We start from the raw sequence: 11,868 nt of genomic DNA, 5'->3' as shown, positions 1-11,868 counted from the left end.
TTCATCCCCCACTTAAACATTGGTTGATCCCATCCAACACCTCCGCCTGATCCCGGATGGCGTCAAAGACAGGTACAGGCGCGCAGATCCGAGCCGCCCGCTCCTTCATCTCTTCAGGATCAAAGGCGTAACCGTCAGGGGAGACCGGGTTGACCGCCACTGCGGCCAACCGTACTCCCTTCAGATAGGAGAGCGTTCCTCCCTTTCGGTAAAAGCGGCGGAGTGCTGTCAAGGAGACGAAAGAACGGGTGGGATCCGTCAGCACCACCGCCGGGGGACGGTTAGCGGCGGACGCCAACAACTCCAGTCCCCGGTCTGTCAGTGATCCGGGCAGGGCGAGGCCCTCCCACTCCCCAGCCGTCCACATCGACCGCACCCGATCCGCCAGGAGAAGAGAGGTGAAAGGAAGGGTCTCCAACCGACCTTTGCGGATGCCGACAACCCGCCCTCCGACCCGAGCGGCCTCCGCGGCCGATCGCAGCAGCGGATCCTTCGCTTCCGGCAGGGTGATCAGTCGGATCGCCTCCTCCATTTTTTCCATCACCCCATCCAGAGAATGGGCCATCACCGCTCCAGCGACACATACCGCCGCATCAGTCACCCAAGGACTGGCAGCTGCTCTACGGTCATAGGCACCATCCACCAACACCCGTTCCGCTCCCTGGGCCAACAGCCGTGCGATAACCTCCCGCACCTCCTCTGTCCGCGTCACCCCCGCCAGTTTGATCCGGGTCCGGCGTCGAGCTCGGGCCAAGGTGACCCGTCCCAATGGCGAATAAAAAGGGGTCGACTCCACCAGCTCCCAGTCCCCGCCCCTTTCATCCAACAGGGAAGCGGCCGTGGCCACCAGGCATCCAGGAGGAATCATTACAACCGGTTTCGGCTTCAGACTCCAGACATCCCATTCCTCCCCATCTACTCCAATGCTGAGGATGCCGAGAGAACGCCCGACGGCTGCTTCCCGCTCCGCCAAGCCACAGAGCACAGTGGTTTTGCCCACGTTTTTAGCCAGACCGATCACCGCCAGAGACCGTACAGGGCCCTTATTCATGATTTGGTGATAGGGGGCTTTTCCCGAATCCGCCGTTTTTTCCGTTCGAAGTCCCCACGCCGCTCCTCCCGGGAGAGTACCTTGGGTTCCAAGTTGATCCGTTCATCCGCCATTAAGGAAGCGAGGCCGACATTTTTCCCTTCCGCGGCCTGGCAGTACTCGCAGTTTTCAGAATCATGCTCCTGATAATGGTCCGGTTCGGGGTAGGTAGTGATCACACCTTCGAAATTGCGCAGCACCGTCTTTTGGGAGCTCTGGGAGATCACATAATTGGGTGCCACCGGGATTTTGCCCCCTCCTCCCGGCGCATCCACCACGAAGGTAGGCACGGCATATCCCGACGTGTGTCCCCTGAGATACTCCATGATTTCCAAGCCCTTGGAAACGGGAGCCCGGAAGTGGCTGATCCCCTCAGACAGATCGCATTGGTAAATGTAATAAGGGCGGACCCGGGTTTTAACCAGCTCGTGATTCAGTTTTTTCATCACGTGGGGGCAGTCGTTGATCCCGGCCAGGATCACGGCTTGATTGCCCAGAGGAACCCCTGCATCGGCCAACATTTCACAGGCTCGGCGCGCTTCCGGGGTGAGTTCCTTGGGATGGTTGAAATGGGTATTCAGCCAGACCGGATGATATTTGCGCAGGATCTTGCAGAGATTTTCCGTGATCCGCTGGGGAAAAACAACCGGGGCCCGGGTTCCGATGCGGATGATCTCCACGTGGGGAATCTCCCTTAGGTGTTTCAATACATACTCCAACACCCGGTCGTTGACCAAGAGACCATCTCCGCCGGAAAGAAGCACATCCCGCACTTCGGGGGTGTTTCGGATGTAGTCGATGCAGGCATCCATCTGCGGCCGCCCCACCCCCATCCCGATCTGCCCAGAAAAACGGCGGCGGGTGCAGTAGCGGCAATACATGGAACACTGGTTGGTGATCAAAAACAGCACCCGGTCCGGATAACGGTGAGTCAACCCCGGAACCGGCGAATCCGTATCCTCCAGCAGCGGATCCTCCATATCGTAGGGTGTCTGCTCCAGTTCCCGAGAGAGGGGGACCGACTGCATCCGAATCGGACAGGAGGGATCTTCTGGATCCATCTGCAGAGCGTAGTAGGGAGTGATATTCAATGGAATGGTCCGGTTGGAAATGCCCACCCCTCCGATTTCATCCTCCTTCAAGTTGACCACTTTTTTCAGGTCCTCTAGATTGCGGATGGTATGGGTCAACTGCCACAACCAATCATTCCATTGCTCCTCGGTCACATCTTTCCACAGTTCGATCTCTCGCCAATCTCGCACCATGATATCCTTCCTTTCCCCAGTATTCTTAGCTTTTTCCGGAACAAAGGGGGTATGGGGTCAACGGGCCGGCATCAGGAAATGTCGGGGACCCGACCCCTATCTAAGCTTGGGTGGCAATCGGTGCCGTTTCGGGTACATGCCGCCGCACACGATTCCGAGATCGCTCTAAGCCTCAGGAGAGCACAAGTCGCACCTGGGTCGCTCCGCTTCCGGTTGCGCTATCGTTCATCCTTGTGGGATCATCGACGGGGCTGCCTTGGTCAGTCTGCCGCCACCTGGTAGCGCGCTTCCAGGATTGCCCGCAATTCAGGGGATTCCCGCAGAGTGTTGAGAGCCAGGTCCGCGTGGCCAGGGGCATAGCCGTTGCCGATCATCATGCGGACATCCTTGCCCAGTCCCTCGGCTCCCAAGGCGGCGGCGGTAAAGCGAACCGCGGTACTGAAGTAATACACCGTCCCGCCATCACGGGTGGCCAGGATCGCCGCCAGCTCCGTATCCGGTACATTGACGCAGTTGACGGTGACATCCGTTAATACTCCATCCGTGACTCGAGTGACTGCGTCCAATACCGCCACCGGGTCCCGGGCATCCACCGGAATCACTTCGTCGGCCAAACCGAGGGAACGAATCTCCTGGCATGCCGCTTCCCTCGTTTCCAAGGCCAGCACCTGGCCAGATGCCCCCACCTTGCGCCGAGCCTGATACAGAGAGAGAAGCCCCGATTTCCCCCCGGCCCCCAGCACAGCTACCCGCTGACCCGAGTGGAGGATGCGAGCCACCTGAGCCGGAGCCCCGCACACATCGAGCACAGCCAGAGACAACGCCTCTGACATATCATCGGGAAGGAGGGCGTAAGGGCCGCTGGCGAACAATACGGCCCACCCCCGCACATCCACCTGACCCGTCGCCATATCGACAGCATCGATGGCGGTCAGCGTCAACGGCGTCAAGGAGAGGGAAACCAGTGTGGCGATCCGTTCCCCCGGCTGGACCTGGCCGGAAAAAGAGGAACCTTTCTTCGCCACTCGCCCGATCAGCATCCCCCCGGAACCAGTGACGGGGTTGTGCATCTTTCCCCGTTCTCGCACCGTATTCAGGATCCGGTCCTTCACACCCTCGGGATCCCCTCCTGCCGCTTCTTTCATCTGGTTGAAAGAGGCGGAGTCGATATTGAGGCGGGTCACCTCGATTAAGAGTTCACTCTCATGACAGACCGGTTCCGCGTCCAACTTCCAAGCCGACTGGGGTAATCCCCCCTCCGGCTCCATCACTCGGTGCACTCCGAACCGGTGTCCCTCCTGCTTCAATTCCAACCTAGCACCTCCTCATCCACTAAATAATGCAAAATGGATGCCAATATAAAAATCCCATACAGGAGGGATATTTGGCCCCAAACAAAAAAGAAGCGCCGAATTTCTGGCGCCCTCCATCTATCTGTTTCGCTTTCGCAACTTATATTGCAGGGTTTGTCGGGGAATGCCCAAACGGATCGCCGCCTGCCGGACGTTGTTCCCTGTCTCTGCCATCGCTTCCTGTATCAATCCTTGTTCGACGCGGGCCAACACCTGAGGCAAGGACTCCCCGTCACCGATCCCGATCGGCTCGGCGAGGCTGGCCCGACGTCGCCCGATATCCATGTGACGCGGCAGGTGTTCCAACCGGATCCGGTCTCCCTCCACCTGGTTCATCGCCCCTTCGATGGCATGCTCGAGTTCCCGGACGTTACCCGGCCAGTCATAGGAAGCAAACAAAGCTTCCACCTCTTCAGTCACCCCAGTCACCAACGTTTGGAAACGGTAGTTATACTTGCGGATAAAATGGTGGATCAACAGGGGCAAGTCTTCTCTCCGCTCCCGAAGCGGGGGAAGGTCGATACGGACCACTTGAATCCGGTAATAAAGATCTTTGCGCAACCGCCCTTCTCGGACGCTCACCTCGGGATCCTCATTGGTCGCAGCCAAAATCCGCACATCCACCGACCGTGTCCGTACATCCCCCACCCGGCGCACCGCCTGATCTTCCAACACCCGTAACAACTTCGCTTGCAGATCCACCGGCATCGCATGAATTTCGTCGAGAAACAACGCCCCCCCTTCCGCCAGTTCAAAGAGCCCCGGCCGATCCTCCGCTCCGGTGAAGGCACCACGAACCGTGCCAAACAGAATCCCTTCCAGGAGCGATGAAGGGATAGCGGCACAATTCTGGGCGATAAAAGGGCCTTCTCCCCGGGGCGACATCCGGTGAAGGGACTGAACGATCAACTCTTTGCCCGTCCCCGTCTCCCCAACGACCAGCACTGGGGAACGGGTGGCTGCCGCCCGCCGGGCCCGTTCCATCTCCCGCATCATCACCGGATTGCGGGTGATGATCTGTTCAAACCGGTACAAACCTCGCTCCCGGGATGTTTTCCTTTCCGCCGCTGGCCCTCTCACCTGCTGTTCCAGGTCGATCACCTTTTCCGAAAGTTCCTGGATCCGGGTGATATCCTTGGAAACCTCCATCGCTCCTGCCCGCTTTCCCTTTACCTCCAGGGGGATGGTAGAGTTGACGGTCACGATTCGCTTGCCGTACCGGTTGGTATAACTCTGCTGCTGATGATAGATCGGCTGGCCGGTCCGTAGCACCTTTAACAGCGTGCTGGTCTTGGGTGTCAGAGAAGGAAACACTTCTAAGAGATGGCTGCCCAACACCTCTTCTTCCTTCATCCCGTCCAGTCGCGCGGCAAAATCGTTATAAAAGACGGTCTTCCCCTCTGCGTCCACCACATGAAGCCCTTCGTCGATTCCCCGCAACACTTCACGAACCATGTTTTCCGTCAGCAGGTTGGCCTCCATGCTTCCCCTCCTGTGCAAGCTGCCAAATCGTCGTCACGATATGCCGAATTTTCGCCACCTTGATTATATATAGAAAATAAGGTTGCGTCTACCAGAAGACAAAACAAAAAGCCGGCTCTGACAAAGAGCCGGATACCGGGCCTGATCACAAAGTACCAACAGGATAGGGGAGCAGAGCAGCTCCATCTCCCCCCTCTCTATCCGAATGTAGCAGTCCCCTCCTTCCCCTCCACTCCTATGTCTCCGCCCTCCTTTCTCCATCGTTCCTGACTCGAGGTCCAACGGCGATTGGGCACCTTTCCATGTCCGTGCCGGAATACGGATTCACATCCGCCCCATGCGAACCGATATCCCGTAAACCCCTGCCCGTCGCCGTTGACCGCCATACCATCCCCATCAGGGGAGCACTAAAATCAGCTGCGACGGCGTTAGGCACTACTTCTTTTTACGAAACGACTTTCGTCAGGTTTTGCCCCGGCCCGCAGTCAGCTGATTCAACTCAAAGCTGTTCTTCAGTGACGAATCCGTTCTTATCAGCCCATTTTCAGACGTCTGAACTCCTTCTTCACAATGGAGCGGCATCACCTTCATCGGTCGAAATCCCAATCGCTTGATTCGCTCTGCTTCTGACGGACTGCCCCGAATAACAATGCTGCCTTGTCGTCTCCATCCTCCCACGGCGATAAACGAGTCCTTTTCCTTTTTGGTGTTTTTCACCTCTTCTCCTCGATAAGGATTTGGCTTTTCTTCTAACATCGTAGGATGGTTTCCCGATACGGCTTTGGCATAAGCATATAAATCAAAAGGCATCATCGTGGCCGTCAAGATGATGATGATAGCCATTGTTACCCATGTGGATCGTTTCACCGGATGGATCCCCTTTCATGTGATCCGATTGAAGAACGGATCGCTTTTTATCTTTCGACTTGATCATATCCGGAAGGGTTGGAATCTTTCAACAGATGGGCGCTAAGGATTCCGATGATTTCGCGGAATTCCGGGGGAAACGGACGTGGCTGGCAGAGACTGCCTCCGGAACAAAAGAGGGAATCCAGAGGGAGAACATCCGCCGAGATGCGGCTAAGCTGAAGGTAAACCATATGAACATTTACGGAAGTTCAACATTTCCCCATGCAAAAAGCCGCCCCCTTGCCGGGCGACTTTATCAACAAGGCCATTGCCGGGAAACAGCCACCGCTTTACATTTTTTCCGGAGCGGACACCCCGATCATGCGAAGTCCGTTTTTTAGTACCTGAGCAACGCCCAGCAGCAGGGAGATGCGAGCGCGGGTCAGCTTTTCATCTTCCTGGATCACCCGGTGAGCATTGTAGTAACTGTGGAGCAGAGTCGACAAGTCATACAGATAACGGGCCACCCGGTGGGGAGCTAGTTGCCGGGCAGCCGTCGCGATTTCCTCCGGAAACTCAGCCAACTTCTGCAAGAGATCAAACTCCGGTTCTTCCTGCAGCGCCGACAAGCTCTCCGGATCGACTTGAACCGCATAGCCTCGTTCCTCGGCCTGGCGGAAAACACTGTTAATCCTGGCGTGGGCGTATTGCACGTAAAAGACGGGATTTTCATTGGACTGGGAAACGGCCAGATCCATATCAAAATCCAGATGGCTGTCCGGGCTGCGAGAGGCAAAGATATATCGGGTAGCATCCACCCCGACCTCTTCCATCAAATCGACCAACGTGATCGCTTTGCCGGTTCGCTTGGACATCTTGACCAATTCGCCGCCTTGATATAGCTTCACCATCTGGGTAATGAGAAACGTCATCTGATCCACATCGTAACCCAGTGCAGCCATCGCCGCCTTCATACGGGGCACATATCCATGGTGATCAGCGCCGAAAATGTTGACAATCCGCCCGTAACCCCGATTGTACTTGTTCCGGTGGTAGGCGATGTCCGGAGTGATGTAGGTGTAGGAACCGTCCTGCTTTACCAACACCCGGTCCTTATCATCCCCAAAAGAGGAGGAGTTGAGCCAGAGTGCACCCTCTTTTTCATAGGTTTGACCACGCTTGGTCAACTCTTCTACACTTTCCTGGACCGCGCCGGAATCATGGAGGGATTGCTCACTGAACCAACTGTCAAATTTCACACGGTAATCCCCGAGATCTTCTTTGATCTTTTCCAACAGATGAGTTAGGCCATACTGACGGATGAAAGCGTGGCGTTCCGCTTCCTCCATCTGCTCCAGGCGATCCCCTTCTTCCCGAGCCAATTTTTCCCCCAGGCGGACGATATCCGGTCCCCGATAACCATCTTCCGGAAAGGGGGCCTCCAGGCCGAGGGCTTCCCGATAACGGGCCTCAAGAGAGAGGGTCATGTTGTGAATCTGATTGCCGGCATCGTTGATATAGTATTCCCGGGTGACGTCATACCCGGCAGTCTCCAGCACATTGCACAACACATCCCCGATCGCAGCCCCCCGAGCATGTCCCAGGTGAAGGCTGCCGGTAGGATTGGCGCTTACAAATTCTACCAGAACCTTTTCGCCGGCACCGGTATCGGTCCGTCCATAATCATCCTTTTGTTGATCCATCTCCAGCAAGATCTTAGAGAGTGAGCTTCGGTCGATAAAAAAGTTGATAAATCCGGGACCGGCAATCTGTACTTCTTTGATAAATCCCTTGTTCCGATTCATCTCTTCAACGATTTCCTCCGCGATTTGGCGGGGATTTTTTTTGGCAATCCGGGCCAGTTGCATGGCTATATTGGTGGCCAGATCCCCGTGGGACTTGTCCCGCGGTACCTCCAGCATCACCTCGGGCAACTCTTCCTGTGAAGCCAATCCCGCCGCAATCACCGCTGCCCCGATATTTTGCTTCAGCTCCTCTTTCATCTGTTCCAACGTATTCATGTCGCCTCGGGCACCTCCGTCCATCCAATGCTAAGTTGATAACGGCCCATGTTTTCCCCGCCCATACGAAGGCGGAAGGTGAAACGAATCAGGCCGCCGTCTCCAGTCTGCTCCCGGCTATAGTCGAGCGTGTTTACTTCCATGTCCATATTGCCGCCCGGAGTGGTGACGACGCAGGTGGTGATCTCCTCCGGGCGGTACCGCTGACGATAGGAAATCTCCCCTTGCCGGATCACCGTCACCTCTTTCTCATAAGCCTTGACGGTGGTCTGTACTTGTTCCGACGTCCCGGGTTTTTCCGTATATTTTAGCAACCAGTGATCATCCCGCTCTTTGAAACGGCCTTCCAATTCCTGTTCGATCGTTTGTTCATCGCCGTCTTCCGTAGCGATTTTGGAGAGAATGGAAACTTGGATCGGTTGCAAAGGAATCACGGTCTCCTTTCCGATTGTACTGTATCTTATCACGGGTCGCACTCATTTCCAAGCAATCGAACCCCCCTCCTAAAAAGGAAGAGAGAACGGTTGGAACGAAGGAATCCCAACCGTTTTCCGGACCCCCTCGGTGTTACCCCACCGACGTCTGATCGCAGGATCATGAGCCGGGGAGACTTCCATCCGATCAGTCCCACCCCATTGGTTAAGAACCCTTCATTAGGATAATGCAACTTCACCTCGGACACAATCAGGATCAACTCCACAGCAATCATCCATTTGTGGACACTCCCCTCCTCTTCCGGTGAATAGGGAGGAGGATCCCTATTCATACTACCCATGGCGAAGCCTTTCCATTTCACCGGAGGAGAGTGGGCGCCATGGGAGATGACGTCAACCGAACCCTGCCGCCGGACACATCACTGGAACAACTGCCCTTCGGCAAATGGCTGCTGAAGTTGCGGGTAGTGCTGCGCTGGTTCGGCTTTTGTGTTGTCACAGGGGTTGCCTTGGCCCTGATCACGGTTCTTTATTTAAAATCGAAACCGCTCCCGCCGCCGCAAATCGGGATCACCACCCAGATCCTGGACGCACAGGCCCGGGTGATCGATCATCTGAACCGCGGGGAACGGCGGGATCCGGTGCAGCTGAAGGAACTTCCCCGCTCCATTACCGACGCCACCTTGACCGCGGAAGACCAACACTTTTATGAACACTGGGGGTTTTCCCCCAAGGGAATCCTGCGAGCTGCACTGGTCAACCTGAAGCAGGGACGAGTCACCCAGGGGGCCAGCACCATCACCCAGCAGCTGGCCCGCAATCTCTACCTCACCCATGACCGCACTTGGTCCCGTAAATGGAGAGAGGCTACCCTCACCTCCCAGTTGGAGCTTCACTTCTCCAAAGATAAAATTTTGGAGATGTACCTCAACAAAATTTACTACGGTGAAGGGGCATACGGGATTGAACGGGCAGCCCGGATTTATTTTGGGAAACCGGCCCGGGACCTGACTCTGGCGGAGAGCGCCATGCTGGCAGGAATCCCCCGGGGCCCTCGTTGGTATTCGCCCCTGAACGACCGCCAGCGAGCAAAAGCGCGGCAGGAAGCGATTTTAGACGCCATGGTGAAAAATCGTCGGATCACGCAGGCGGAAGCGGAGCAGGCCAAATCGGAGACCCTCGTTTACGCTGATCACCCCCAGCCCCAGCCGGCGAAAGCCCCTTATTTTCGAGATTACGTGTTGCAGGAGGCGATCAGCCGATACGGTCTGGAAGAAAATCAGGTGCGCGGCGGCGGGCTGAAGATCTATACCACCCTGGATCTCAACCTGCAAAAAAAGGCAGAAGCTTCCTTTCATCGATACCTTCCCAAACAGGAATTGCAGGGGGCACTGATCAGCATCGACCCTGGCAACGGCCACATCAAGGCGATGGTGGGAGGAAGAGATTACGCAACCTCTCAGTACAACCGCGTCTTCAGCAAGCGGCAACCGGGGTCCACTTTTAAGCCGATCCTGTACCTGGCTGCATTGGAAAACGGTTTAACCCCCGCCACCCGTTTCGAAAGCAAGCCAACCACCTTTATCTATCAGGGCGGGGAATATCGGCCCACCAACTACCACAACCGATATGCCCACCGGGCCATCACCATGGGGGAGGCATTGGCCACATCGGATAACATCTTCGCCATCCATACCCATCTGGCTATCGGAGAAGAGGAGGCGGTTCGAATGGGCAGGCGACTGGGCATCCACAGCCCGCTCAAACCGGTTCCCTCCCTGGCCTTGGGCACCAGTGCGGTCAGCCCCTTCGAAATGGTCCAAGTCTACGCCACTTTGGCCAATGGGGGCATCCACCACCAACCCACATCGATCCTCCGTATCGAAGACGCGGAAGGTCATGTATTGGCGGGGCCCCGACGACAACCGGAACAGGTGCTGTCCCCTGCGGAAACCTTTGTGATGACCCACATGCTTCGGGACGTTTTCTCCCCCGGAGGAACAGGACGCCGGGTGGGACAGATTATCAACCGGCCCGTGGCGGGGAAAACCGGCAGCACCGATTGGGATTCATGGCTGTCCGGTTACACCCCCCGGCTGGCTACCACTGTCTGGGTGGGGTACGATCGGGGAAAGCGGTTACCCCCTGGAACGTCCCGACACACCCACAACATTTGGGGACATTTTATGAAGAATGCGCTGCACGGCACCTCTATCCTCCACCCCCGTCCTCCAGAAGGGGTGGCCAAAGTAAAGATCGATCCCCAGACCGGGGAGAAAGCGACAGCCGCCTGTCCGAACACAAAAGAAGTCTGGTTCTTGTCGGGCACCGAACCGACACAAATATGTAAACGCCATCGAGAGACTGCTCCCCACGTACCTTCCAAGGAGCCTTCCCTGTGGGAACGCATCAAAAAATGGTGGTCGGGCTAAACCGACCACCATTTTTTTCAGCAGTCATCGCTGCCGCCGATCTCCCCTTCCCCATCCGCCAGCAAACCATCATTGTGAAGGGTGATCAAGTCGGCATCAGCCAACTCCTTCATGATTTCATAAAGGTTCTCCCTTCGCTCCGGCGGCAGGCTGGCAACAAACCGATTGATGGATTCCGGGGACTCCTTAGGAGTGAAGTGGGTTCCTCCGTGTAGTGCAAAGTGCTCCTGCGGCTCACGTGAAGTCATATCGGTACCGCCTCCTTTATCTGTAGCATGCACAATGGAAAGGATCCCTGCTCAAGAAAAAGACACCAAAATAGCGGGCCCTTTTCAGCCCGCTACTTTGGTGTCCTAGCAATTCGGTTCCGTAACCTGAATACCAGTGTAACCCAGGCCATCCCTCCCTACAAGCAGAGACACACAATGTTCACATACCGTTCATTTTTCCGTGGCCAGGGCTTCTTTCAACTCATCGGGAGAATTATTCCACATCTGTTCGTTGTTTTCGATCAAAAGCTTACGCAAGGCTCCCTTTTCCCGTTCCGGCAAATCGGACAGGCGATACTTCCGCTTCAGGGCCGCATCCATCTGATTGACGTGGTGCGCCAGGTTTTTCCACCCCCGTCGGGCCTCCCGGTTGATGCGCATGGGACAAGCGGCAGCCCCGGCGTAATAAGGGCCGTGTTCGTTCCGATCCCCGGCCACCCAGACCACCCAATACTCCTTGCCGTCTGGAACCGCCTGTGGATCGCTTTCAAACTTAATTTTCCGCTCCACTTTACTCTTAGCGTGAATCAGCCCCAGATCCAGCGTCGCTTCGTCCCCGTCGATCAGGACGCCGGACAGATCGCTCAGATTCAACGTGCCGGTATAGTAACCCTTGTGGGTGGTGGAATCTCCCCGGATGATATTAAAACCGGAGTTCTTTTTCTTGCTCAAGA

At 56.2% G+C, this 11,868-nt stretch carries 10 protein-coding genes; 1 reads left to right on the top strand and 9 read right to left on the bottom strand.

The genetic code is table 11. The features are described 5' to 3' along the window. Nucleotide 1: 1 nt before the first annotated feature. From kamB to BLP91_RS08255, 7 genes are all read right to left on the bottom strand, one after another. Nucleotides 2-1,021: a lysine 5,6-aminomutase reactivase subunit KamB gene (gene kamB, locus BLP91_RS08290; protein ID WP_176757905.1), complete on the bottom strand. Its 1,020-nt coding sequence runs from the start codon at nucleotides 1,019-1,021 to the stop codon at nucleotides 2-4. 26 nt (nucleotides 1,022-1,047) lie between these two features. Beyond that, entirely contained in the window at nucleotides 1,048-2,355 is a 1,308-nt protein-coding gene (kamA, locus tag BLP91_RS08285; protein ID WP_091569510.1) for a lysine 2,3-aminomutase, read from the bottom strand. Nucleotides 2,356-2,615: 260 nt separating this feature from the next. Beyond that, nucleotides 2,616-3,668, bottom strand: a complete 1,053-nt coding sequence (kdd, locus tag BLP91_RS08280) for an L-erythro-3,5-diaminohexanoate dehydrogenase (RefSeq protein WP_218119245.1) — start codon at nucleotides 3,666-3,668, stop codon at nucleotides 2,616-2,618. A 117-nt stretch (nucleotides 3,669-3,785) separates the two neighbouring features. Beyond that, nucleotides 3,786-5,189: a sigma-54 interaction domain-containing protein gene (locus tag BLP91_RS08275; RefSeq protein ID WP_218119244.1), complete on the bottom strand. Its 1,404-nt coding sequence runs from the start codon at nucleotides 5,187-5,189 to the stop codon at nucleotides 3,786-3,788. Nucleotides 5,190-5,651: 462 nt separating this feature from the next. After that, entirely contained in the window at nucleotides 5,652-6,056 is a 405-nt protein-coding gene (locus tag BLP91_RS08270; RefSeq protein ID WP_143003504.1) for a hypothetical protein, read from the bottom strand. A gap of 332 nt (nucleotides 6,057-6,388) precedes the next feature. Then, entirely contained in the window at nucleotides 6,389-8,059 is a 1,671-nt protein-coding gene (gene argS, locus BLP91_RS08260) for an arginine--tRNA ligase (RefSeq protein ID WP_091569502.1), read from the bottom strand. After that, nucleotides 8,056-8,484, bottom strand: a complete 429-nt coding sequence (locus tag BLP91_RS08255) for a YwiB family protein (RefSeq protein WP_176757904.1) — start codon at nucleotides 8,482-8,484, stop codon at nucleotides 8,056-8,058. Before BLP91_RS08255 ends, argS begins: the two co-directional genes overlap by 4 nt. A 389-nt stretch (nucleotides 8,485-8,873) precedes the next feature. Here BLP91_RS08255 and BLP91_RS08245 point away from each other — a divergent pair, with 389 nt between their 5' ends. After that, nucleotides 8,874-10,925, top strand: coding sequence for a transglycosylase domain-containing protein (locus BLP91_RS08245; protein ID WP_091569495.1), 2,052 nt, complete (start codon nucleotides 8,874-8,876; stop codon nucleotides 10,923-10,925). Nucleotides 10,926-10,942: 17 nt separating this feature from the next. Here BLP91_RS08245 and BLP91_RS08240 read toward each other — a convergent pair whose 3' ends face one another. Together BLP91_RS08240 and BLP91_RS08235 are read right to left on the bottom strand one after the other, a co-directional pair. After that, nucleotides 10,943-11,173, bottom strand: a complete 231-nt coding sequence (locus tag BLP91_RS08240; RefSeq protein ID WP_091569492.1) for a hypothetical protein — start codon at nucleotides 11,171-11,173, stop codon at nucleotides 10,943-10,945. A gap of 192 nt (nucleotides 11,174-11,365) precedes the next feature. Next, nucleotides 11,366-11,866, bottom strand: a complete 501-nt coding sequence (locus BLP91_RS08235) for a YwhD family protein (RefSeq protein ID WP_245662202.1) — start codon at nucleotides 11,864-11,866, stop codon at nucleotides 11,366-11,368. Nucleotides 11,867-11,868: the final 2 nt, after the last annotated feature.

This window comes from Melghirimyces thermohalophilus (assembly GCF_900102685.1).
Classification (GTDB): domain Bacteria; phylum Bacillota; class Bacilli; order Thermoactinomycetales; family DSM-45169; genus Melghirimyces; species Melghirimyces thermohalophilus.
This window is presented reverse-complemented; position numbering and strand designations above follow the sequence as displayed.